Consider the following 25277-nt stretch of genomic DNA (forward strand, 5'->3'; position numbering starts at 1 on the left):
GGAGAGATTCTACAAGAAAACATCTATTTAGAAACATTTTTATTTCCAAAGTTGATTATTTACTTTGCGAAGTTGATTTATCTGAAAGTGTTCTTTTGCTATATGTTATAATTAGCGCATGTTTTGTTTTTGTTAATTTAACTAATCAGATTTGATTCCAGTTTCTTCTTATAGACCCATATACTTATTGTAAAATAAATAAGTGCCTGTATCCAGAGAGTTATATATTCCGGTCTGATATCAGCCATACTGGCTCCCATAGAATTCAGTTTCACAAAAGCGAGTGTGCCTGGTGCAGCTGGGAAAATGTAATGGACTACTTTCCAATACCAGGGCATTAGTTCCATTGGATAGGAAACGCCGGAAAGAAAGATTAATCCTACGGAGAAGAAGGCGATCATGAGTAGGGGAGCTTCAGAATCCGTAAAATACCTGGATGCAGCCAATCCCAAGAAAGAAGTTACCATCAAATATGGAATCAATAATAGTACGATGTACAATCCGTTTCCAATATTGGGGATGCTGAAAAAGTGAGGGAGCAAGCCTAATAGAAAAAAGGCAAAGATGGCATAAAGAGTACAGTATACGGACGTTTTTCCTGCCACTATACGAATAGCAACTCCCCAGCCATACCCCAAAGGAGTATATGCACGGATTCCTTTACTACTGTATTCTTCTCCGGTCACCATACCAATAACCATCAGCAAGGTCTGGAAAATTATAATCATCATGACTGCCGGAATAAGATAGGAACCATATCCTTCGGTATAATTGTAGAGTGCAGTGCCTTCCACATTGATCGGTTTCGCCATAGCTACGGCGAGCAATCCTTGTGGTGGAAGAAACACTGCTTCATCTGGCCGGTATTTATCATTAATAGCCAGCATGACACGTGAAGAAGCACCTTGCAAAGCTTCGAAATACAAGAAGGCATCAGTAGTTGCATAAAGGGAAAATACGGCTTCATCTCCCCGGAACACCCGTTCCTCAAAATCATGAGGCAGGTAGAGTATTCCCTGTACTTTGCCTTCTTTCATCCATTCTTTTGCTTCGTGATAGTCCATAGCCTGACTAAAAATCTCTGCTTGGGGAGTAGCATCCAGCCAACGGATAAAATCACGGCTCAATTCACTGTGCGAATTGTCGACTACGGCAACAGGTACATCGGTTACAATATTCGGTGCATACATATAATTGTAGAGCAACCCGTAAACGAAGATTCCTCCCATCAACACCAGTAAAACCGCATAACTGGTACTGATAGCTAGAAATTCACGACGAATGATGAATGACAACTGTTGTAACTTACTTAATGTTTTCATACTTATGACTTTCTATAGCTCGTTTTAAATGAGGAAGCAGCGACAGGGCCAGCAACGGGAAGATACAGAGTATCACAGCCGACGGCCAAAGATGGATAAACCCACCGCCTCCATAGAGCATGGTTTGCATCATTTCCGTAAAATGACGGACAGGGAACAAATTGGAAGCATCCCTCACCAACGGATACATATTGGGAACCGGAAAGGTTACTCCGGACAAAGTAGCCCCCAGAGAACCTACCATAGAAACTACACTTATAACCAACGATATTGCCGGAAACAGCGAGAATAAAAACAGCCCTAAAGCCTGTGTTGCAATGATGAAAAGCACAGTCATGATATTCATTAACCACCAACTCCCCTGAAAAGGAATATGCAAAATACCAAACATGACGTAATTAGCCAACCATCCTATCAGTATATATATAATGGTATAAGGTAATAATTTACCTAAAACAGCTGTCACTATATTGCCTTTTGCAGTCGCCAGCCAATCATCTGCTGTGCGGAACTTGATTTCAATGCCAACCGCATACACGGTAATCAACAGAATCAAAACCTGAAACAGCACAAAGAAAAAGGGCTGACTTAAATATACCGAATAATCCAGACTAGGGTTATATATCGGATGGTTATTAGCTTGTACGGGTAATAAAAAGGTGGTAATCTGATCCTGTTCTACTCCGAGTGCCATCGCTTGCATCACCACAGGAGAAAGAGCCACCGGAGCTAAGGAAGTTTCGAATGCCGCCATCAACTCACCACCTACCGACATTAATGCATAATGATAATAGTAGGAGAGTGTTGCATTCTTTCCGGTAATCGCATTCTGTTCAAATTGGGGAGGTATGGAAAGATATCCATAAATCTCTTTCTTTTGCACAGATTCACGGGCAGCTGCTTCATTTACAAAATGCTTTGTCACTTTAAAAGTTGGTACGGCAGAAATATTCCTGACTATCGTCCGGGAAGTAGCAGTATTATCCTGATCGACAATACCAATAGGAATGTTTTCCATCTGTCCGTTACCAAAGATCGTAGCCATAAAGAAAAGGGTGAACAATGGCAAGACAATGCAGACACCAAAATAAAGGCGCCGTGAAGTCATTCGCCACCACTCTCTGAGCAGTACGGAACGAAAAGGGGAATATGTTTGTGATTCATCCATTCTCTGGTTTATTTGATGTCGATTAATCTAAAGTCAATAACACGGACATGCCGGGACGCAAGTCATCCACCTTTTGGGTTGGACGGGCATGAATCTCAAAGGTACGTAAGTCATAACTTCCGGTTTGCTTGGTTGATTTCCAGGTAGCAAAACTGCCTAGCGGACTAATATAATAGATTTTGAATTCAATATTTTTTTTACCGATAGCGGGCACATCCGCAACAAATGTTTCGTCCATTTTAAATTGCGGCATCAGATCTTCCCGCACGTTAAGAACAACATGTATATCATCCACCACCACCAAATTCATAATGGGAGTTCCCGGTGCAACCAACTCTCCACGTTTAGGGAAGATTGTTGCTATCTGACCGTTTTCCGGAGCGGTCAACCGAGCATCGACCAGCAAAGCCGAGACTTCATCCACTGTGCTTCGAGCAGCATCCACCATGCTGGCAGCAGACGCTTTATCTTCTTTTTGTGCACCATCTACAGCCATCTGATACTGTTCATAGGCAGCACGTTCGGCTGCTACAGCCGCTTTATACATAGCTTCTACTTCATCCTTTCTTTGAGAAGTAATGACACTGTCCTTATATAAAGTAAGAATACGGTTGTAAGTTGTCTGGGCGAGAGTAAGATCGCTCTTCGTTTTATTCCATAATTGCAGTGCAGTAGCCACGATCTGACGACGGGTTCCGGCATCTATTTTCTTGTTCTGTTGTACTGCCACCTGTTCCAAGGCATTCACTTGTTGATACTTGGCATGTACTTCAGGGCTATTAATGACGACAAGAGTATCTCCCCGGTGTACCCAGTCTCCCTCCTGAACGAAGAAAGTGTCGATACGGCCGGGAAGTTTCCCACTGATACGGATTTCTGTTGCTTCAGCTTGTCCTTGCAAGACCAGCGGCTGTTTATGCATTAATATAACTCCCAAGCCGGTGAAAATACCGACAGCCAGAAGAATGATGACAAAAGCCCATGATAGGGTTTTACTAGTTGGTTTCATTGTTTGTTACGGTTTAGGTTGATAGTTTGCAAATTGTTCCGGTGTGCCACAAAGCGAGAGTAGATTCATTAGTGCCACATCATATTCATAATATGCTGCCAGGCGAGCCACTTTTACACTGGCAAGCATGGTTTCAGCATCAATAACTTCGGTAGAAGTTGCCATCCCTTCTGTAAATGATTTCTTTCGGATGCGTACCAATTCTTCACTTAAGGCAATCGTTGCATTTAAAGCTTTTACATTATCCTGTGCCTTTTCCAGCTGCGTATAAAGCTTATCTACCCCAACAGCCAGATCATCACGGGCTTTCATCTGCCCTAAAGCCAGAGTTTGTTCCGTTAATTTCGATTGCCGCACTCTTTTTTCACGATCCAGTCCGTCAAAGAGGTTCCATGTAAAACCAATGCCTACCATGGTACGCGGTAATAAATTACTCTGAATACCATGCGAATATAAGGTCTGTTTTCCAAAAAGGGCTATATTCGGCAAATAGCCGCTTTGAGCAATCCGCACTTCTTGTTTGGCAATATGCTGCTGCAGCTGTAATTGGTTGAGTGTATAGTTCCCACTGTTTACCGAAAGATCAAATAGCATTTTAGGTGGCAATGAATCATTCATAAAAAGGGGAGAGGTAGGAATGATATTGGCATCTGCATCCTTTTTATTCAGCAAAACCTTTAAGGCACTTTGCACTACTGTTTCTTCTTTTCGCGCAGCTTCCAATGCACGTTTGGCTTCATCCATATTTACCTGGGCAAAAAGCCTTCCTGCTTTGTCAATCATTCCTGCTGCCTCTAACTTCAAGGCATTTTCATAATGTTTCTTCAATCCGTTGTAGGTTTCTTCACGAACCGTCACAATTTGTTGTGCCAGTCGAAGCCCGTAATAGCTTTCAACCAATAAACTTTGCTGATTGGCCGATGCCTGTGCCCGACTTTCCCGTGCCAGATCAACCATCGTTCTTCCGATGTTGGTGGCATGAAAACGCTTACCACCGGAAAAGAGTACCCACTCGGCTGATAAATCAACAGTTGTCAAATTTCTTGGAGTCAAAGGAAATATAAGGGTATTTGCCCCAATTTGATCCAGTATAGACGAAATGATTTGGTCATCCGGAATAATGGAATGTACAAAGTCTTTAGCCGGATCGGTAAACTGCGATAAAGGCTGTTTAACTTCGATCTTCTCCGACATGTGTACAAACGCACCTGTAGACTGAAGACTGGGATACCAAAAAGCATTCAACTTATCACGTTCAGCCTTCGCAATCTCAATACTCTTATCCGCTATTTTCAGACTCTGATTTCCTTGATTCAACAGATGCAGTGATTCTTCGAAACTTAATGGTATCTGTGCATCTATCTGACCGATGGAAAAATACAAAGTCAATAGTATACAAAGTCGCTTATTTTTTTTCATACTGGTTAGGTTATATCTGAATTTGAGATATTCTAACAGATGAAAAGAGAGGTTTGTTCATCAGAAAGAATATAGCAATACAACAAAAGAAGGTTTCAACGCTTTTTTATAAGATGTTCTATTTTTCATCTTCTCTTTGAATCACGTTTGTATCATTTCTATCAGATAGAAAAAATGATGCATAAAATAATGCAAGTATATGCAATAAGCGTGTTATTAATGGATATAAACTACTTGATTATACAAAATATAAATGCATATTGGAGTTGTTTCTTTAAAGGAAAAGCTCTGTTCCTTTAAATGGAACCAACCGTTGGTCGGTGAGAAGCGTGTTCTCCCTTTAAAAGAAAGCTACCAAACAGCCCATAAAGTACCAGTTTGTCTCTAAATCTTATTTATTTTGCTAGAAACTAAATCTGTTAATTTGAAATAATATAAGCAACTTTGTTCTCACATATTCAATATTCATTCTCTATTTAGAACCTAGTGATAGATTATTCACTAAAATAGTTTATATCTGAATCTTATTAACCGGAAATCCTGGAATTTTTTCTATAGCGACTATCGCCAATCTGTATATTTTTTAATTATACGGGCTACTAATATGCGTTTTTTCATATCCGGTTGTTTTTCATCAAAACAAAAGAATTGAAGAGGCTTTAATTTCTCTTTTTTCTTGCATTAAAATTTCTGCGATTTTATTTGAGATATAAAAATTATGTTTACCTTTGCATCACCATTTCATAAGGCTTTTGAGTCGAGAAATGCAGTAAATATGCGGTAATAGCTCAGTTGGTAGAGCACTAGCTTCCCAAGCTGGGGGTCGCGAGTTCGAGCCTCGTTTACCGCTCTTTTGAAAATCAGGTGGTTATCTTAAAAAAAACTGCCTGATTTTTTATTTTTCAAGCCCCCTTTTCTATGGTTTTATCTATTATCGGACGAAACCTAAACTGAACATATTGTAGAATAACCCTAATTGAATAACCAATATGGCTAAGAAAATAGAGAAATATCTCCCCGTAGATTACAGTGACAGTTTTTCCATAGAAGTTACAGAAAATCGTTTGTCTCCTAAAGATATTATTTTAAAAGTCTTTGCTCATAACCCCGCTTGGCTCCGAATGTTGTATGCAATAAGGGTCTGTTTAGTCAAACCTTTCGGTATAGAAACTAAAGCTATTGAAAGTGAAGAACTTATTATAGAGGAAGACAAGCAAGAAGCAATTATGAGAAAAGACGATAAACATTTATTGTTTTATGTCGATATTTTCATTACGCCATTGGAAACAGGAAAACAAATGATTGAGGTTACCACATTAGTAAAATACCATAATTGGGTAGGAAAGGCTTATTTCTTTTGCGTAAAACTTTTTCATCGGATCATAGTGCCTTTAGTTCTCAAAAAAGCGCTATGCTGAACAAGCACAGTCGCGGATGCAACTATATAACGAATATGAAAAATGAGATATGTAATATAGAAGTACATGACTTTAGAAAATTAATGCATGAAGAATAGGGCAGTTCATGCATTTTTCGTATTTTTGCACCCTGTTTTAACACTCAAGAAAACTTTAAATAGAAAAATATAATGGCAAAAGAACTGAAAGACCTTACCAAACGTAGTGAAAACTACTCACAGTGGTATAACGATTTGGTGGTAAAAGCTGATTTGGCAGAACAGTCTGCTGTGCGCGGATGTATGGTGATTAAGCCTTACGGATACGCTATCTGGGAGAAAATGCAACGTCAATTGGACGACATGTTCAAGGAAACAGGACACGTAAATGCATACTTCCCGCTATTAATCCCGAAATCATTCTTAAGCCGCGAAGCAGAACACGTAGAAGGGTTTGCGAAAGAGTGTGCCGTAGTAACACATTATCGTTTGAAGAATGCGGAAGACGGTTCAGGAGTTGTAGTAGATCCTGCAGCTAAATTGGAAGAGGAATTGATTATCCGTCCGACATCAGAAACAATCATCTGGAATACTTATAAGAACTGGATTCAGTCATACCGTGACCTGCCTATTCTCTGCAACCAATGGGCGAATGTTTTCCGTTGGGAAATGCGTACCCGTCTTTTCCTGCGTACTGCCGAATTCCTGTGGCAAGAGGGACATACCGCTCATGCTACCCGTGAAGAAGCAGAGGAAGAAGCAATCAGAATGTTGAATGTATATGGTGAATTTGCAGAAAAATATATGGCTGTTCCCGTTGTAAAGGGAGTGAAATCAGCCAATGAACGTTTTGCAGGTGCACTTGACACTTACACAATAGAAGCCATGATGCAGGACGGAAAAGCATTGCAAAGTGGTACTTCCCACTTCCTGGGACAAAACTTTGCAAAGGCATTCGATGTTCAGTTCGTTAACAAGGAAAACAAGTTGGAGTATGTTTGGGCTACTTCATGGGGTGTTTCTACTCGTTTGATGGGTGCATTGATTATGACTCACTCGGATGACAACGGATTGGTATTACCTCCACATTTGGCTCCGATTCAGGTAGTAATCGTTCCTATCTATAAGAATGACGAACAACTGAAACAAATTGACGCTAAAGTAGAAGGCATTGTAGCTAAGTTGAAAGCATTGGGTATCTCTGTGAAATATGATAATGCAGATAACAAACGCCCGGGCTTCAAATTCGCTGATTATGAATTGAAGGGTGTACCTGTTCGTTTGGTTATGGGTGGTCGCGATCTTGAAAACAACACTATGGAAGTGATGCGCCGTGATACACTGGAAAAAGAAACGGTTACTTGTGAAGGCATTGAAACATACGTTCAGAATTTGCTTGAAGAAATGCAAGCTAATATCTACAAGAAAGCATTGGACTACCGTAACTCCAAGATTACAACAGTAGACACCTATGACGAATTTAAAGAAAAAATCGAAGAAGGCGGATTTATTCTGGCTCATTGGGATGGAACTACTGAAACCGAAGAAAAAATTAAGGAAGAAACTAAAGCAACCATTCGTTGTATTCCGTTCGAGTCATTTGTTCCGGGAGACAAAGAACCTGGTAAATGTATGGTAACAGGTAAACCATCTGCTTGCCGCGTGATATTTGCACGTTCTTATTAAACAAAATTCGCACATAATTATAAAAAGGATGGAAACGGCTCAATCGCTTTCATCCTTTTCTTTTTTTCCTTCCATATTATATTATTTATGGCCTGTCCTAACAGTTCATTAGACATTCAATAGTTATTTCAAGCTCTTTTTTCAATCCATTTCAGTTTTATTTCAGAAATATCCCTTTTCTTTGTAGTATGTAAAAAAGAAAGGAGACAAAATTATGAAGATATTGATTGTAGAAGACGAACCCTCTTTGAGAGAACTGATTCAATGTTCACTTGAAAAAGAACGTTACGTTGTAGAAACAGCCAGTGACTTCAATTCTGCTCTACGCAAAATTGAAGATTACGACTATGATTGTATCTTATTGGACATCATGCTACCGGACGGAAGCGGACTTGATCTTCTTGAACGACTGAAAGCTCTCCATAAGCGGGAGAACGTGATTATTATTTCCGCGAAAGACTCTCTGGAAGACAAAGTTTTGGGATTAGAACTGGGAGCGGACGATTATTTGCCAAAGCCATTTCATTTGGTTGAACTAAATGCACGAATTAAAAGCGTGATTCGTCGCCATCAGCATGATGGAGAGATTGATATCCGCCAAGGCAACGTACGGATAGAACCGGATAAATATCGTGTATTTGTCAACGAGCAGGAAGTGGAACTAAATAGAAAAGAATATGATATCCTGTTATATTTTATCAATCGCCCTGGGAGATTAATCAATAAAAACACTTTGGCCGAATCAGTGTGGGGAGACCATATCGATCAGGTCGATAATTTTGACTTCATATATGCACAAATCAAGAATCTTCGCAAAAAGCTCAAGGATTCGGGTGCAACTATTGAAATTAAAGCAGTCTATGGATTTGGGTATAAAATGATAGTAGAATAAAAAGGAAAGAGATTATTGTCCATGAAATTAATATATTACATCATTCTTCGTATTACCCTTGCTCTGACTCTCATACTGACGGTCTGGGCTATCTTCTTTTATGTTACGATGATCGATGAAGTCAACGATGAAGTGGATGATGCTTTGGAAGATTATTCGGAAACCATCATTATCCGGGCATTGGCAGGAGAGGAGCTACCTTCTAAAACCAATGGCTCCAACAATCAATATTATATGATGGAAGTAAGCAAAGAGTATGCGGAAAGCCGGGAGGATATTCAGTATAAAGACTCTATGGTATACATTGAAGAAAAAGGAGAGACCGAGCCGGCACGTATTCTTACTACTATCTTTAAAGATGATGAAGGACGATACCACGAACTGACAGTATCGACCCCCAGCATTGAAAAAGATGATTTGAGAGATGCCATCCAAATGTGGATTATATTTCTATATGTAGCTTTATTATTCTGCATTATTATCATTTCCGTATGGGTATTTTACCGGAATATGCGACCGCTCTATGTACTTCTACACTGGCTGGACGGTTATCAAACAGGAAAAAGAAATAAACCTTTGAGTAACGATACTCAAATCACGGAATTCCGGAAATTAAATGAGGCTGCCATTCGTTATGTGGAACGTACGGAGCAGATGTTCGAACAACAAAAACAGTTTATCGGAAATGCTTCACACGAGATACAAACTCCACTTGCTATCTGCCGTAATCGATTGGAAATGTTGATGGAAGATGATTCGCTATCAGAAAAACAACTGGAAGAACTGATGAAAACGCATCAGACTTTAGAATACATTACTAAATTAAACAAATCCCTATTATTGCTTTCCAAGATTGATAATGGTCAGTTTACGGATACCAAAGAATTGGAACTCAATGTACTTCTCAAACAATATCTGCAAGATTACGAAGAAGTTTATGATTATCGCAACATAGAAGTCACGATAGATGAACAAGGCGTTTTCAAGGTGACAATGAACGAATCCCTGGCTGTTGCTTTGCTCACTAACCTCCTGAAAAATGCATTTGTACATAATATTGATGGAGGACATATCCGAATCACCGTTACTAAGAACGGTATTACTTTCCGAAATTCGGGAGTGGAACATCCGCTGAACAAGGAACATATCTTCGAACGTTTCTATCAGGGTAGCAAAAAAGAAGGATCTACAGGGCTGGGATTAGCTATAGCCGATTCCATCTGTCGTTTGCAACATCTGAATATAAAATATTACTTCGAGCAGAATGAACATTGCTTCGAGATTTCCCAATCATAAGATTCATCTGAAAAACACAGAGGACACGGATTTTAAGTGAACGACCTGTCGGTTATCATAAAACCAATTTGTCAGGTATATCCATTCACCTGTTTCTCCGTGTCCTCTGCGTCTTTTATAGTGAGCAGGTTATCGGGATCGTATTTCTCTCCTCATAAACATGATATAAGAAATAGCGAAGCAAATAACCGTTGCCGCAATCAATCCGGTCAACTGTGGCCATACAACTAAAAGACTTTGTCCCAATGGGAGCGGACTAGGGATAGCTCCCTGTACCTGTTCCATAGTCAATGGCCCCAAACTTCTGACAGAAGGCATCAATAGTGTGGTGGTAGCTTCATTAAACAGTTCACTCGGTGCCAAACGCATCAACCCTAGAATAAACTTCTGATAACTGATAATCTGATAAGGTGATGCCATCTGTGACGGACTCAACCCTTTTGCCACCAAATTAACAATCATGGTATAGAATACACTAAAAAACAGCCAAACAGCCACAGATGCTAAGGCAGAAGTCGCTGCCTGACGGAAACGGAGTGAGAACAGAATAGCCAGATTCAACCAGAATGCTACATAAAAGATACTGGTAATGATGAAGAAAACAATTCTCCAAAACTCTTCTGCCGTAGGAGGAATACCAATAGCAATCAGCCCACATCCCATCACCAGAAAGCCCAATACAAACAACATGATACCTATCACAATCAAAGCAGCCACAAACTTCGCATTGATAATGCAATCGCGATGAATAGGCTGGGACAGCATACGGCTCAATGTTCCTTTATTTTGTTCGGAATTGACTGCATCAAATCCCAAAGCGATTCCCAATAGGGGACCTAAGAAGTTAATAAACAGCACAAAAGAGGGGAGAGTCCCATCTGAAACCGTAAACAACTTCAAGAAAAGAAACGAACCGTCCGGATCATTAGGTTTGATGGCTTCACTAATATTGGTGAGTGCTGTATATAGCGACCCCATACAGGTAAGTGCTATAATACCTATTAGTATAATAAAACGCCAACTTTTGACATGATCGGAAATTTCCTTGTTGACGATAACCCAAAAAGGATGATTGACTTTATTCATGTCTTTCTCCTCCTTCCTCAAAATAATGGTTATAAATATCAGACAATTCCTGCTTCTTATCTTTCAATTCTGCCATATCAATCAAAGCAAGTAATTGGCCATTACTGAACAAACCTACCCGGTCGCACACTTTCTGTACCTGATCCAGATGATGGGAAGAGAAAAGCACTGTCAGTCCTTCTTCTTTACTCAACCAGCGAATCAGTTCGATAAATTCCTGAACACCTGCAGGGTCAATCCCTGAAGTCGGCTCATCGAGAATAATAATCTCCGGATTTTTAATAAGTACATCAGCCAATCCCAACCGCTGTCTCATACCACGAGAGTATTTCCCTGTCTTTTTGGCTAACTGATCTTCAAGGCCTACCCGCTTCATCAGTTCCATAGCCTTGGTTTTTGCCTCTTTATCAGAAATACCATTTAATCGCGCTGTATAGATCAAATTCTCCGGTCCTGTCATATCATCATAGAATCCTACATCTTCTGGCAAATACCCAATTTTCCTTTTTACTTCAATGGGGTGTGTAGTAGAATTGATTCCACAAATTTCAACTGTTCCCGAAGTAGGCTCTGTCAATCCCAACATCATTAAGATAGTAGTTGATTTTCCAGCACCATTCGGTCCCAGTAATCCGAAGATTTCTCCTTTCCGGATATTCAGGCGAATATGATCTACAGCAGTGAAATTACCGTATTGTTTGGTCAAATCGGTAAGTACGATCACTTGTTCGCCCATAATTTACCTCCTTCCATATTTACGGAACAGATAGTAAACCACGCCGATGGTGGCAATAATGATAAGAACGCCTACCCATCCCCATATCATCGGAGTTTTTACTGCAACTCTGAACTGCGCATCTGCATTTACTTCAGGAGTTTTTGCCATGATGGTAGTCACATAGTCGCCTGGCAATGCTTTTTTAGAAGCTTTCAAAGTAGCCATAACCGTTGATGTCTCTCCGGCTTTTAGTGCATCGATTTTTGAAGGTTCGAAAGTTACTTCCCAGTCAGCAGGTTTATTAGCAGACAGCTGAATATCTTTCAGTAATGAAGAACCTGTATTTCTGACTTCCAGTTCTATTTTCTTTATATCACCTGCTGTGACATCTGTACTCAATAACCCACGGGGAGTAGTCAGTTCCATTTGATAAGAGCCGGTAACAACCACTTCCAGTTCCAATTCGGCAGAAGTGGTACCTGTAGCGGCGCGTACCGGAATTTTGTAACTGCCGGCTTCTACATTGGCAGGAGGAGTAATATCTATACTTACATTTTGAGTGCTGTTGGCTTCCACTTGTGCAGAAGTGGCTTGCTTATAGTTAGGTTTAAAAACTACATTCCAACCTCTGGGTGCATTAGCCATCAAAGCATATAGCTGCTGGTCGGCAGTCTGATTCTTTAAAGTGGCACTGAAAGTGAAGGTTGATTTGGAATTTCCCTGCATGTTGGGTTGGTCGGTAGTAAATTCAGTCTGGTATGTTCCTTTTTGAGCAACCACTACATCCAATGGAAGTTTGGCGTTTCCGGCATATACCACAAAGTGATAATTACCTTTATTCACTTTTAATGGGACTTCGACTTTTAAATTGAAAGTCTTTTTCTCTTTGGGAAGTACCGATAGTTGGCTAAGGCTCCAGCCACCGGATTTCATCTCGTGTTTCCAACTGGAGGACAATCCGCTGACAGAAAGATTCGCATTCGTCAACTGGTCTGTGTTGTTGATAAGATCAATACTGTAGTCAATTGACGCTCCGGGAGATACGGAGATTTTTGTGTAAGGTGTGTACAGAATCACGCTCTTAGGTATTGAATCATTGGCGTGCGTGTAACTCATAGGGATCATCCCCAATAGAATAGCTAATAATAAAAAATAATTTGTTCTCATAGTCATACAAAAGTTCTTATGGTTGTTTAATATGAATATTGTCAAATTTGTGTGTGCAAAAATAAACGATGTATCTATTAGTAGTTTTAAAAGAATCCTAAAGAATCTAATTTCAAGAAGAAATTATAGTGACACTATCTCTATAGGATGGTGACGGTATCCTTTATGTATAGTGACGCTATGTTAACCGGATAACGTCACTATATTTTTTCGATTTTTTTTTCGGAAATTCTCAAAATTCCCAAATCTTTTCAGATTCTCCTCTCATCTTTGCATTATCAAATTAATAATAATAGTAAAAACCAATATTAAAAAACAACGATTATGAAAAAGTTAGTATTCTTATTAGTGTGTCTTTTCACTTTGCAAACAGTAGCTCGTGCAGATGACGACAAACCAATCCAGGTAACTCAAATGCCACAACCGGCACAGCAGTTTATCAAACAGCATTTTGCCGACAGCAAAGTAGCATTAGCCAAAATGGAGAGTGATTTCTTTTATAAAAGTTATGAAGTGATTTTCACGAATGGCGATAAAGTGGAGTTTGACAACAAAGGCAACTGGGAAGAAGTGAACTGCAAATATAGTTCTGTACCTACAGCAATTATTCCGGCAGCTATTCAGAAATACGTAACGACCAATTACCCTGATGCTAAAATTCTAAAAATTGAGAGAGATAAGAAAGATTATGAAGTAAAACTGTCCAACCGTACGGAACTGAAGTTTGACCTGAAATTTAATTTGATTGATATTGATTTCTAAACCTATTTAAATTGAACAAAGATGAAACTAAAGATTTATACACTTTTACTGGCACTAAGCGTCACATGGAGTCTGCAAAGTTGTGACAACGATGACGATGGTTCAATAGCTGTTCCTGCCGAACTTCAAAGTGCATTTTCATCCAAATTCCCTAATGCTGCAAATGTGAAGTGGGAAACTAAGTCTGGATATTATGTAGCAGATTTCTATGACGGATATGAAGCATCTGCATGGTTCACCCAAGATGGTAAATGGCAAATGACAGAAACGGACATTCCTTACAATGCATTACCACAAGCAGTAAAAATGTCTTTTGAGAACAGCGAATATGCCTCATGGAAGCGGGATGATATAGACAAACTGGAACGGACAGGCGTTGAAACTGTTTTCGTAATTGAAGTCGAAAAGCAGAATCAGGAGGTCGATTTGTATTATTCTGCTGATGGAACTCTGATTAAAAGCATTGTAGACACTGATGATGATAACAGCGAACATCTTCCTGTACAATTGACTGAAGCTATGAAAAACTTCATCAATGAAAAGTATCCGAATGCAAGAATCATGGAAGTAGACGTTGAAGATGATAGAAATGATTGGGATTTTGGATTTACAGAGGTAGATATCATTCATAATGGAATCTCAAAAGATGTATTGTTCAACCAGACTGGAAATTGGTATTCTACTTCATGGGAAATACGTCAGAATGAATTGCCTGAAGCAGTAAACAATACTCTCAATAATCAATATGGAGAATATCGTTTTGACGAAGCGGAGTATATTGAAAAAGCAGATGGTAGCATATATTATCGAATTGAACTTGAGAAGGGGGATGTAGATAAAGTAGTAAACATAGGCGAGAACGGTACTGTCCTTTCATAGGTCAAAGTGCATAATTCTGAAACATAATTCTCACAAACAACAAACGATGACATAATTCCTGGGGGATATGTCATCGTTTATTATTTTTTACTGCTCCTGTACACGTTTTCTTTTCACTGCCGATTTAGCAGTTTTATCAGTGATGCTGTCCGTTTGTTGCGGTTTCACCTTTTCAGCTTCTTCCCGTTTCCGCTTATTGCGTAACCGCCATTTATTCCAGAAATATAGATCACTCCATTTATTGAAATCCTTTTTATACATGATACCTACACCTTGTGTAGTCAAGTTTGTTTTTGTGTAATAACGGTCATTTGTCTCATTATAAGCCTTCAAACGAATATCTCCCGAACGGGTAATCAGCCATTCTGCTTCAAAGTCTCCTACAAAGTTAGTATTAGCCATCGGATTATCCCGATAACCGAAGTTTCCGTTTATCAATAAACGGTTATTCAATAATTGTCCCGACAAAATACCTTCTACTTCCATGTCTGTCCAACCCTTATCACCCGTACTCAAATTCGTACCGATATTCCAGTTATTCGTTTCAAAGACCTGTGAAAGTGCATTGTTCAACTGGCCGGAGAGAGTAGATGAGAGCACCGATGACATCACATTCGAATTCTGATTATTATTACGGGCATCTTCCGTATAGAACTTGCCAATACCCAGCAAATAAAGAATCTGCATATTCATTTGCTCTTCCGTACTGATATAATTACGTACCAATGTTTGTATTTCATCTCTTTCATTCGGAAGCTCAATACCCAGTTTGATAGTCGGTCGTACCAGCATACCACTTAGATTCATGATACAATTTACACGCACATTGGGTTGTTGTATAATAGCCGAAGCATCCGGTATCAAATCATTCAAAGAGGCAGAGTTCACTGTATATGAAGCTTGTATGTCCATGTTAGCATCCAAAGGTGCACCATTGAACGTTATTGTACTTCCATCTTTGATAATAAAGTCTTTACGAATCACTTCCTGCAAACTAAATTTATATACTCCTTGATTGATCCGGTAATTACCAAACATTTTCACATCGCCCTTATTATAAAATTCCGTCCGGATATTTCCCGTACCTTTTCCGCTGATATAATCTCCGGCAATAGGGTCCATAATGATTCGCATGGTGGCATCGGGAGTTGCATCCACGAGAATATTCAAACGGATATCTGTTTTCTGCTCTTCCTCCTCCTGACGTTTTTGCTGTATTTGTTCGTAATATGAGATTACTTGAACAGAATCCTGGATAGTACGACGAGGTGTTTTATCCACGAATTTGATAAACTGATTGCTAGTAGCCGATGCTACACTACCATTAATATAGGTAAAGGTAGTATTTCGATTTGTAGTCATGGCCACATTTACATCGAGCCCCTGTATGGCGTTTCCAGAGAGCAATACATTCCCGGTACCATATACCGTACCATAGAAAGGCATATCTGTCGATTCTTTTGTGTTCATCACAAGCATATTATTTGCCTGTATCTCGAAACGATAGTTTAGGTTCTTAAAATGCTGGAAATGCAAATATCCATTCATTCTCCCCGAATGCCCTTCCATATCAGAGATATGTATATTATTGAATGTCAATCCGGTAGGAGCCAAATGAATAGTATCTTTTACCGCAAAATGTGTGTTTAAAATATCAAAATTCATGGATGCATCTGTCATAACCGCACCATCCAGGTTCAATCCTTTAAATTTTCCATAGAAATGTACTTTTCCTGTTCCTCGCCCTTTAATATCATTGGCAATAGACTTCATATAATGTTCGAGGAATTTCAGATTCAATTCATTTGCTTCAATATTTAAATCAAGTCCGCTCTCGGGTTTTAATGGATAAATAATACCCGTGACACGCGACGGAGAAGGAGATATATCCTGAATGGATGCATCCAACCGGATACCTCTGTTTTCATTATCCCACTCACCATATATATCCAGTTCACCCAAACGACCGTGATTGAGTGAGAAATTCTTTATAAATAAACGGGTATTCATGATAGGCTTTTTAAACACTCCGCTTGCATAAGCCGTTCCTGTTGCATCGCCCTCAAAATTTACATCGTCGGATATACTTGCAATATCAAATACATATCCCATATTTATATCCTTTAGATCAACCTTTACAGTATCTTTAGGATTCTCGGAAAGCCGGCCGTTAATACGTACATACCTATCCTGATGACTAAAATAGAAATTATTCACATCCACTCGTCCGGAATCGACCACCACCTGCGAAGGATGTATCTTCCAGAGAGTATCATTTAAAATAACATCAGTAGGCTTCACATCCACCATCGCTTTCAACAATGACTTTTCTCCGCTTGTACGTAGAAATTTGGCAACAGCTGCTAATTTCCCGCTATATGTTGCTGCAGCATTATTTCCCCAATCCAAAGTCGTACTGACATTGTCATCTTTAGCTTGTGCATCCAGAGATAGATTGACTGCCCCTTTCTTTTTCAAATTAGTCAGACGAACCCGTGCACGAATATGATCTGCCGGATTCTCGCACAGAATCATACCTGACTCAATATAGTTGTTCTTATATTGCAGACGGGGAAAATATCCCTCTATACGCAAGCGTTGTAAAGCATCATTAAAATATCCCTTCAACGTAGAATGAGTATATACCGTTAACGGTATATCAAATATCGTAGATAAAATGTCCGTATTATATATATGTATATCAAACAAAAAGTTATTATGGGTTTCAATCGGCTTCTTGGGAGGTAATATCAAAGACGGCACATATTTCCGCATAATATTCAGAATACTGGCAGGCAATGTGTGATATTGGAATTTTCCCTCTATGCTTGCTTTCAGGAATTCGGAAGTCAATCTAAGCTGATTTTCTCCATTTTGTTTGGTTGCCCGGATATTCATATTCTGCATGAAATATGCTTTATCCGGAGCTGTAAATTCCAAGCTATCCACATTGATTTCTCCAATCATCTCATCCACTGATCCACCTGTAAAATTGGCTTTCAGTTTTAAAGAGAACTCTGCATCAGGATATTTGGTCGTAAGATTCAAATCATGTGGGCGTACTTTATTGACTACTGCAAGAAAATTAAAAGTAGGAACTTTGGATGCAACATTTACGTCTCCATTCAGATAAATAGAGCCATTAGGATCATCCAACGCAATCTTTCCATTAAATCCGCCTTGTTTGTATTCTCCGTCCAGTGTGATATTTTCATATCTATATCTGCTATAATCTATCGAAGCAATCAGTCCTTTCAATTCTACGGCAGGCAAGTGGTCAGCAATATGCCGGCCATGTACATCCAGATTGAAAGTAATTTCTCCCAATTCCTCATTATCCAATAATTTACCTAGTTGAAAATCCTCTGTTTTGACAGCTCCGGAATACGCAAACAATCCTTTTGTCTTATCAGAACTCAATTTTAAGTCGGTCTTTACATTTCCAAGACTCGTTTGTAATTGTCCATAAGTAACTAAGTCCGTGAAGTATCCCGAAATTTCTCCCTGGAAACTCACGTTGCCCAAACGTTCGAGAAGAGGAGGAACTCCATTATAATTAGGACTCAAATTACGCACTAAAAAACCGACTCCGCGGGTATTGGCCGAAAGTTCGGAAAGAGTTCCATATACATACGCATCTTGTGGACGCGATAAGTCCTGAAGCGATACATCTCCTCGCAGACGGAACTGACGGTCATCGGCTGTAATCTCCAGATGCGAACAAGTCAACTGGTCCACAGTTCCCTTCACCTCCATATCCAATGTTACCGGTTCCTTGAAATGCGATAGGATAGGAACAAAAGGAGAAATATCTTTTAGAGTAACTTGCGACGGCAAAGTACGGAAAGAGAAATGCACTTGTTCTGTAAAACGGTCAAAAGCTTTCAAACTATCATACTCTAAATGAATGGTATCCAGCTTGAGAGAGGTTTCGGGCAATTCTATTGTAAAATTATCAATGTTTGTCTGCTTGTTATTGGCAACCAGTTTCAAACTCATTTTTTTCAAAGAGAAGCCGGATGCTTTTTCATCAAGGCTCAATCGCTTGATCCCTAAATTCAAAGAGTCCTTACTTAATGCCTTCAGCGATATATTAGCGATGATATTTTGAAGCTGAATATGCTTAGCGTTAAATTTCCCCGGTGTTTCTTCTTCCGACAACACATGATAAGACATCCTTCCACGACGAATCAGGATGGAATTAATACGCAAATCAAGGGAGTTTTCTTTCTTCACGGTATCTTTGGAAGCAAAAGCATCCAAAACAAACTTAAAATTAGGAGGGGAATCCGGAGTCTCTTTCCGGAGATTGATATTAAATCCGAAAAGCTGGACACTGCTAATGGATATCTTTCCTTTAAAAAAGGGCATAATATCGAACTTGGCGGACAAACGTGTGACTTTGAGCATTTCCTGACCACTCTGATCGTCAAGCAATACATCATCAATAATAATACGGTTCAATAGACCCATATTAATTCTACCAATCACTACCTTTGTATTTAAAACTTCAGAAAGTTCTTCAGCTACAAATACACTCATTGCTTGCTGAATGTTTGGTATATTCAGCAAAACAATAGTCCCGATATATACTCCCAGTACAATACCTACTACCCAGCGTACAGTCTTTTTCAGCGTTCTGATATGCGATAACTTTTATTTTGCGAACAAAAATATAAAATAGTTCGTTACGAATCGTAGTTTTATGATTACTTTTGCACCGTTTAATAGTTTAAATACTTATGAGTGCAATAATTTTAGGAATTGAATCCTCCTGTGACGATACGTCGGCAGCCGTAATCAAGGATGGTTATTTGCTGTCAAATGTGGTATCAAGTCAAGCCGTACATGAAGCATACGGTGGAGTAGTACCCGAGTTGGCTTCACGGGCACACCAACAAAACATCGTACCGGTAGTACATGAAGCATTAAAACGTGCTGGCGTCACCAAAGAAGAGTTGAGCGCGGTAGCTTTCACTCGCGGACCGGGATTGATGGGGTCTTTGCTTGTTGGAGTCTCCTTTGCAAAAGGATTCGCTCGTTCTTTAAACATCCCAATGATTGATGTTAATCATTTGACCGGACATGTTTTAGCTCATTTTATTAAAGCGGAAGGAGAAGAAGAGAGACAACCTGTTTACCCATTTCTCTGTTTGCTGGTATCTGGAGGAAATTCACAAATCATACTGGTCAAAGCCTATAATGATATGGAGATTCTTGGACAGACTATTGACGATGCCGCAGGTGAAGCTATTGATAAATGCTCTAAAGTGATGGGACTTGGTTATCCCGGCGGACCGATCATTGATAAACTGGCTCGTCAGGGAAATCCGAAAGCTTTTACATTTAGCAAACCGCATATTCCCGGTTTAGATTACAGTTTCAGCGGATTGAAAACTTCCTTTTTATATTCATTACGCGACTGGCTAAAAGATGATCCGGATTTTATAGAGCACCATAAAGTGGATCTTGCAGCATCATTGGAAGCTACTATAGTGGACATTCTGATGGATAAATTACGGAAAGCTGCCAAAGAATATAAAATTAATGAAATAGCAGTAGCCGGAGGAGTTTCCGCAAATAACGGATTACGCAATGCTTTCCGAGAACACGCCGAGAAATATGGTTGGAATATTTTCATCCCTAAATTCAGTTATACTACCGATAATGCAGCAATGATTGCCATTACCGGATATTTCAAATACCTGGATAAGGATTTTTGTTCTATTGATCTTCCGGCTTATTCGCGTGTGACATTATAATAAGTATACCTTATATATAATAGGATAAAACTAAGAAGTATGTTTGCCGAAATAATAACCATTGGCGATGAACTGCTGATAGGACAGGTTGTCGATACTAATTCTGCCTGGATGGGACAGGAATTAAATAAAATAGGTATTGAGGTTCTTCGTATTGTTTCAATCCGTGACCGGGAAGAAGAAATCATGGAAGCGATTGATAATGCGATGGAAAGGGTGAATATTGTTTTAGTAACCGGAGGACTCGGACCTACCAAAGACGATATTACCAAACAGACTTTATGTAAATACTTCCATACGGAACTGGTTTTCAACGAAGAAGTATTCGAAAACGTAAAGCGGGTACTGGCAGGAAAAATACCAATGAATGCACTCAATAAAAGCCAGGCAATGGTCCCGAAAGATTGTATGGTAATAAATAACCCTGTGGGAAGTGCTTCTGTCAGTTGGTTCGAGAGGGATGGCAAGGTACTTGTTTCCATGCCGGGCGTTCCACAAGAGATGATTGCTGTGATGACAGAAAGCGTGTTACCTAAGCTGCACGATAGGTTTCAAACGGATGTTATTATGCATCAAACATTTCTCGTACAGCACTATCCAGAATCTGTATTAGCCGAAAAGTTAGAATCGTGGGAGAACGCTTTACCGGAATGCATTAAATTGGCATATCTACCCAAACTTGGCATTATTCGTCTTAGACTGACCGGACGAGGACAAAACAGAGAAGAAGTAAAAGTTCTTCTTGAACGTGAAAAGTTAAAATTAGAGGAAATACTTGGTGAAGATATTTTCAGTGAAGAAGATACACCATTGGAGGTTATAGTCGGTGAGCTTTTAAAAAAGAAGAAATTGACCGTTTCCACCGCAGAAAGTTGTACCGGGGGCAGTATTGCCGCACGGTTGACTTCCATCGCCGGCAGTTCTGAATATTTTAATGGAAGTGTAGTGGCCTACTCTAATGAAGTGAAAATGGGGCTTTTGCACGTTTCCTCCGAAACTTTGGAACAATATGGAGCTGTCAGTGAGGAAACTGTGATTGAAATGGTAAAAGGTGCGATGAAAGCATTAAAAACAGATTGCGCTGTTGCTACTTCAGGGATAGCAGGCCCTGGAGGTGGTACTCCGGAAAAGCCGGTGGGAACTGTTTGGATAGCTGCTGGTTATAAAAACGAAATTCATACTTACAAGCAAGAAACAAACCGCGGAAGAAGCATGAACATTGAAAGAGCTGGCAATAATGCCCTATTAATGCTCCGTGATTTACTCAAATAAAGAAAAATAGGTGCCTGAAAGTGAATTATTTTAAGAAATTCTTGTTTTATACGGATAAAAGTGCTTACTTTGCGTCCTGTTTGAAATAAGTATAGATATAAAACTATAAAAATAAGATAGAAATGTCGAAGATTTGTCAAATTACCGGAAAGAAAGCCATGATTGGCAACAATGTTTCACACTCAAAGAGAAGAACTAAAAGAACCTTTGATTTGAACTTGTTTAACAAAAAGTTCTATTATGTAGAACAGGATTGTTGGATCAGCCTTAGCCTTTGCGCTAACGGGTTGCGTATTATCAACAAAAAAGGACTGGATGCTGCGCTGACTGAAGCAGTGGCTAAAGGTTATTGTGATTGGAAAAGCATTAAAGTAATCGGCTAAACGTAGAGGAGAAAACTTACAATGGCAAAGAAAGCAAAAGGTAACAGAGTACAAGTGATTCTGGAATGTACAGAACACAAAGACAGTGGAATGCCGGGAACATCTCGTTATATCACAACTAAGAACAGAAAGAATACTACAGAAAGACTTGAGTTGAAAAAATACAACCCAATTCTGAAGAGAGTAACAGTACACAAGGAAATTAAATAATAAAAGTAGTATAACCCATGGCAAAGAAAACAGTAGCAAGTTTGCACGAAGGTTCAAAAGAAGGTCGTGCTTATACCAAGGTTATCAAAATGGTAAAATCTCCGAAAACTGGAGCATACGTTTTTGATGAGCAAATGGTTCCGAACGAAAAAGTACAAGACTTTTTCAAAAAATAATCGAAATAGCATATACGCTATAACTGCAAAATCCTCTCATTGGTAAACAATGAGGGGATTTTTTATTGCTTCTTTTTTTACTTTTCCAATCCTTTGTTATATCTTTGTAGCAAATGTATTATACAAACAAGTGTCAATATGGGATTTTTTAGTTTTTTTTCAAAGGAGAAGAAGGAAACTTTAGATAAAGGATTATCTAAAACCAAAGAGAGCGTATTCAGTAAGATTGCTCGTGCTGTGGCTGGTAAGTCAAAAGTAGACGATGAAGTATTAGATAATCTGGAAGAAGTACTGATCACATCTGACGTAGGTGTAGAAACAACTTTAAATATTATCAAACGCATCGAGAAACGCGCTGCGGCTGATAAGTATGTGAATACTCAAGAACTGAATCTTATATTACGTGACGAAATAGCAGCTTTGCTTACCGAAAACAACTCGGATGATGTAGCTGATTTTGACGTACCCATCACAAGGAAACCTTATGTAATTATGGTTGTGGGAGTGAATGGAGTAGGGAAGACTACAACTATCGGCAAGCTGGCTTATCAATTCAAAAAAGCAGGCAAATCGGTTTATTTGGGAGCAGCCGATACTTTCCGCGCTGCAGCTGTGGAACAGCTAATGATTTGGGGAGAACGGGTAGGAGTTCCCGTAGTTAAACAGAAAATGGGAGCAGATCCCGCATCTGTGGCTTATGACACTCTTAGTTCGGCCGTTGCCAATAACGCAGATGTGGTTATTATTGATACAGCCGGTCGTCTGCACAATAAGGTAGGCTTAATGAACGAGTTGACCAAAATTAAGAATGTGATGAAAAAGGTAGTGCCTGATGCACCGGATGAAGTTTTATTGGTACTGGACGGTTCCACCGGACAAAATGCATTTGAGCAAGCCAAACAATTTACTTTGGCGACGGAAGTTACCGCTATGGCCATCACTAAGCTTGATGGAACCGCTAAAGGTGGTGTTGTGATTGGTATTTCCGATCAATTCAAGATTCCTGTTAAGTATATCGGACTAGGCGAAGGCATGGAAGACCTGCAGGTATTCCGTAAAAATGAATTCGTTGATTCCTTGTTTGGAGAAAATGCATGAAAAGAAAAACAATAGATATTATTACTTTAGGATGTTCTAAAAATCTGGTTGACTCCGAGCAGCTAATGCGCCAATTGGAGGAAGTCGGATACAGCGTAACTCATGACACTGAAAATCCGCAAGGAGAAATTGCGGTAATCAATACATGTGGTTTCATTGGTGATGCCAAAGAAGAATCCATAAATATGATTCTGGAGTTCGCTGAAAGAAAGGAAGAAGGGGATTTAAAGAAACTTTTCGTGATGGGTTGTCTTTCCGAACGCTATCTCAAGGAATTAGCTGTTGAGATACCACAGGTAGATAAGTTTTATGGGAAGTTTAATTGGAAGGAGCTTTTACAGGACTTGGGAAAGGTCTATCACGATGAATTATATATCGAACGGACATTGACAACTCCCCAGCATTATGCTTACCTGAAAATTTCAGAAGGATGTGATCGTAAATGTTCTTATTGTGCTATCCCTATTATTACAGGACACCATATTTCCAAACCAATGGAAGAAATTCTGGACGAAGTACGATACTTGGTATCGCAAGGCGTGAAAGAATTTCAGGTGATCGCACAGGAATTGACTTATTACGGCATAGACCGGTATAAGAAACAAATGCTTCCGGAATTGATTGAGCGTATTTCTGATATACCCGGGGTGGAATGGATTCGCTTGCATTATGCTTATCCAGCACATTTCCCAACAGATTTATTCCGGGTTATGCGCGAACGTGACAATGTATGTAAATACATGGACATTGCCCTTCAGCACATCAGTGACAATATGTTGAAGTTAATGCGCCGACAAGTGAGCAAAGAGGATACTTACCAATTGATCGAACAATTCCGCAGAGAAGTGCCGGGCATTCACCTGAGGACGACTTTAATGGTAGGACATCCCGGAGAAACCGAGGAAGACTTCGAGGATCTCAAAGAATTTGTACGTAAAGTACGTTTTGATCGAATGGGTGCTTTCGCATATTCCGAAGAAGAAGGGACTTATGCTGCAGAAACATACGAAGATTCTATTCCACAAGAGGTTAAACAAGCCCGACTTGATGAATTGATGGATATCCAGCAAGGTATTTCGGCAGAGTTAAGTGCAGAAAAGATCGGTAAACAGATGAAAGTTATCATCGATCGTCTGGAAGGAGATTATTATATCGGACGAACAGAATTTGATTCACCGGAAGTAGATCCGGAAGTATTGATTGATCGTTCAGAGAGAGAACTTAAGATCGGACAGTTGTATCAGGTAGAAGTGGTGAATGCGGACGATTTTGATTTATATGCAAAGATTATAAATGACTATGAATAATAAGGAATTTACATCCGAACTAGCGGAAAGATTGGGATACACAATCAAGGATACTTCCGAATTGATGAATTCTTTGTTGTCCAGTATGACACAAGAATTGGAAGAAGGTAATGTGATTGCAATTCAAGGATTCGGTTCTTTTGAAGTGAAAAAGAAAGCGGAACGGATTTCAATCAACCCGGCAAGCAAACAACGCATGCTGGTTCCACCTAAATTGGTATTATCGTATAGACCTAGTAATACATTGAAAGATAAGTTTAAATAAATAT

General features: G+C 39.4%; 22 protein-coding genes and 1 tRNA gene. 15 read left to right on the forward strand and 8 right to left on the reverse strand.

The window, feature by feature from the left end; genetic code table 11:
* Positions 1 to 137: 137 nt before the first annotated feature.
* Genes N5O98_RS02045 through N5O98_RS02060 form a run of 4 tightly spaced genes read right to left on the reverse strand, consistent with a single transcriptional unit; the run spans position 138 to position 4918 of the window.
* Positions 138 to 1322, reverse strand: a complete 1185-nt coding sequence (locus tag N5O98_RS02045; protein ID WP_118160937.1) for an ABC transporter permease — start codon at positions 1320 to 1322, stop codon at positions 138 to 140.
* Positions 1306 to 2490, reverse strand: a complete 1185-nt coding sequence (locus N5O98_RS02050) for an ABC transporter permease (RefSeq protein WP_004312435.1) — start codon at positions 2488 to 2490, stop codon at positions 1306 to 1308. The genes N5O98_RS02045 and N5O98_RS02050 overlap by 17 nt, the downstream gene beginning before the upstream one ends.
* 22 nt (positions 2491 to 2512) lie before the next feature.
* Positions 2513 to 3499 carry an HlyD family secretion protein gene (locus N5O98_RS02055; RefSeq protein WP_004312436.1) on the reverse strand — a complete coding sequence of 329 codons (987 nt, stop codon included), beginning with the start codon at positions 3497 to 3499 and terminating at the stop codon, positions 2513 to 2515.
* A gap of 6 nt (positions 3500 to 3505) precedes the next feature.
* Entirely contained in the window at positions 3506 to 4918 is a 1413-nt protein-coding gene (locus N5O98_RS02060) for a TolC family protein (RefSeq protein ID WP_008022329.1), read from the reverse strand.
* A gap of 777 nt (positions 4919 to 5695) precedes the next feature.
* Here N5O98_RS02060 and N5O98_RS02065 point away from each other — a divergent pair.
* The 5 genes from N5O98_RS02065 to porY all read left to right on the forward strand — a co-directional run bounded on the left by N5O98_RS02065 (position 5696) and on the right by porY (position 10188).
* Positions 5696 to 5768, forward strand: a tRNA-Gly gene (locus tag N5O98_RS02065).
* A gap of 139 nt (positions 5769 to 5907) precedes the next feature.
* Positions 5908 to 6336 carry a DUF2867 domain-containing protein gene (locus N5O98_RS02070; protein ID WP_118160936.1) on the forward strand — a complete coding sequence of 143 codons (429 nt, stop codon included), beginning with the start codon at positions 5908 to 5910 and terminating at the stop codon, positions 6334 to 6336.
* Positions 6337 to 6506: 170 nt separating this feature from the next.
* Positions 6507 to 8000 (forward strand): proline--tRNA ligase, encoded by a 1494-nt coding sequence (gene proS / locus N5O98_RS02075; RefSeq protein ID WP_004312439.1) that lies wholly within the window; start codon positions 6507 to 6509, stop codon positions 7998 to 8000.
* A 214-nt stretch (positions 8001 to 8214) separates the two neighbouring features.
* Entirely contained in the window at positions 8215 to 8892 is a 678-nt protein-coding gene (locus tag N5O98_RS02080; RefSeq protein ID WP_004295994.1) for a response regulator transcription factor, read from the forward strand.
* A gap of 21 nt (positions 8893 to 8913) precedes the next feature.
* Positions 8914 to 10188, forward strand: coding sequence for a sensor histidine kinase (gene porY, locus N5O98_RS02085; protein WP_004312440.1), 1275 nt, complete (start codon positions 8914 to 8916; stop codon positions 10186 to 10188).
* Between the two features lie 129 nt (positions 10189 to 10317).
* On the opposite strand, the gene N5O98_RS02090 is transcribed toward porY, so the two are convergent.
* Genes N5O98_RS02090 through N5O98_RS02100 form a run of 3 tightly spaced genes read right to left on the reverse strand, consistent with a single transcriptional unit; the run spans position 10318 to position 13165 of the window.
* The gene (locus N5O98_RS02090) at positions 10318 to 11274 is read right to left on the reverse strand and encodes an ABC transporter permease (protein WP_004295992.1); all 957 of its coding nucleotides are present in this window, start codon (positions 11272 to 11274) and stop codon (positions 10318 to 10320) included.
* Positions 11267 to 12010: an ABC transporter ATP-binding protein gene (locus tag N5O98_RS02095; RefSeq protein ID WP_004295990.1), complete on the reverse strand. Its 744-nt coding sequence runs from the start codon at positions 12008 to 12010 to the stop codon at positions 11267 to 11269. Before N5O98_RS02095 ends, N5O98_RS02090 begins: the two co-directional genes overlap by 8 nt.
* Before the next feature lie 3 nt (positions 12011 to 12013).
* On the reverse strand, positions 12014 to 13165 hold the full coding sequence (locus N5O98_RS02100) for a COG1470 family protein (protein WP_009041127.1): 1152 nt from the start codon (positions 13163 to 13165) through the stop codon (positions 12014 to 12016).
* 318 nt (positions 13166 to 13483) lie between these two features.
* Between N5O98_RS02100 and N5O98_RS02105 the strand changes: the two genes are divergently transcribed.
* Both N5O98_RS02105 and N5O98_RS02110 read left to right on the forward strand, forming a co-directional pair.
* Complete coding sequence (locus N5O98_RS02105; protein WP_004306079.1) at positions 13484 to 13921, forward strand: PepSY-like domain-containing protein; 438 nt, start codon at positions 13484 to 13486, stop codon at positions 13919 to 13921.
* A gap of 21 nt (positions 13922 to 13942) precedes the next feature.
* Positions 13943 to 14800 (forward strand): PepSY-like domain-containing protein, encoded by an 858-nt coding sequence (locus tag N5O98_RS02110; RefSeq protein ID WP_004318250.1) that lies wholly within the window; start codon positions 13943 to 13945, stop codon positions 14798 to 14800.
* A gap of 87 nt (positions 14801 to 14887) precedes the next feature.
* Here the strand turns inward: N5O98_RS02110 and N5O98_RS02115 are convergent, their stop codons facing one another.
* A complete protein-coding gene (locus N5O98_RS02115; protein WP_074559649.1) occupies positions 14888 to 19342 on the reverse strand; it encodes a translocation/assembly module TamB domain-containing protein in 4455 nt (1484 codons plus the stop codon).
* Positions 19343 to 19542: 200 nt separating this feature from the next.
* Here N5O98_RS02115 and tsaD point away from each other — a divergent pair, with 200 nt between their 5' ends.
* From tsaD to N5O98_RS02155, 8 genes are all read left to right on the forward strand, one after another.
* Positions 19543 to 20562 carry a tRNA (adenosine(37)-N6)-threonylcarbamoyltransferase complex transferase subunit TsaD gene (gene tsaD / locus N5O98_RS02120; protein WP_022199701.1) on the forward strand — a complete coding sequence of 340 codons (1020 nt, stop codon included), beginning with the start codon at positions 19543 to 19545 and terminating at the stop codon, positions 20560 to 20562.
* Between the two features lie 39 nt (positions 20563 to 20601).
* The gene (locus tag N5O98_RS02125; RefSeq protein WP_008775676.1) at positions 20602 to 21834 is read left to right on the forward strand and encodes a competence/damage-inducible protein A; all 1233 of its coding nucleotides are present in this window, start codon (positions 20602 to 20604) and stop codon (positions 21832 to 21834) included.
* Between the two features lie 122 nt (positions 21835 to 21956).
* Complete coding sequence (gene rpmB, locus N5O98_RS02130) at positions 21957 to 22217, forward strand: 50S ribosomal protein L28 (RefSeq protein ID WP_004314359.1); 261 nt, start codon at positions 21957 to 21959, stop codon at positions 22215 to 22217.
* Positions 22218 to 22238: 21 nt separating this feature from the next.
* Positions 22239 to 22427, forward strand: coding sequence for a 50S ribosomal protein L33 (gene rpmG, locus N5O98_RS02135; RefSeq protein ID WP_002560155.1), 189 nt, complete (start codon positions 22239 to 22241; stop codon positions 22425 to 22427).
* 17 nt (positions 22428 to 22444) lie between these two features.
* Positions 22445 to 22603 (forward strand): DUF4295 domain-containing protein, encoded by a 159-nt coding sequence (locus tag N5O98_RS02140; RefSeq protein WP_004295982.1) that lies wholly within the window; start codon positions 22445 to 22447, stop codon positions 22601 to 22603.
* Between the two features lie 138 nt (positions 22604 to 22741).
* Entirely contained in the window at positions 22742 to 23701 is a 960-nt protein-coding gene (gene ftsY / locus N5O98_RS02145; protein WP_009041129.1) for a signal recognition particle-docking protein FtsY, read from the forward strand.
* The gene (gene rimO, locus N5O98_RS02150; RefSeq protein ID WP_004312446.1) at positions 23698 to 25008 is read left to right on the forward strand and encodes a 30S ribosomal protein S12 methylthiotransferase RimO; all 1311 of its coding nucleotides are present in this window, start codon (positions 23698 to 23700) and stop codon (positions 25006 to 25008) included. The genes ftsY and rimO overlap by 4 nt, the downstream gene beginning before the upstream one ends.
* Positions 25001 to 25273: an HU family DNA-binding protein gene (locus N5O98_RS02155; protein WP_004306073.1), complete on the forward strand. Its 273-nt coding sequence runs from the start codon at positions 25001 to 25003 to the stop codon at positions 25271 to 25273. The genes rimO and N5O98_RS02155 overlap by 8 nt, the downstream gene beginning before the upstream one ends.
* The last annotated feature ends 4 nt before the right edge of the window (positions 25274 to 25277 follow it).

Origin of the sequence: Bacteroides sp. LFL-34 (assembly GCF_027257075.1) — a bacterium.
GTDB lineage: Bacteria > Bacteroidota > Bacteroidia > Bacteroidales > Bacteroidaceae > Bacteroides > Bacteroides ovatus.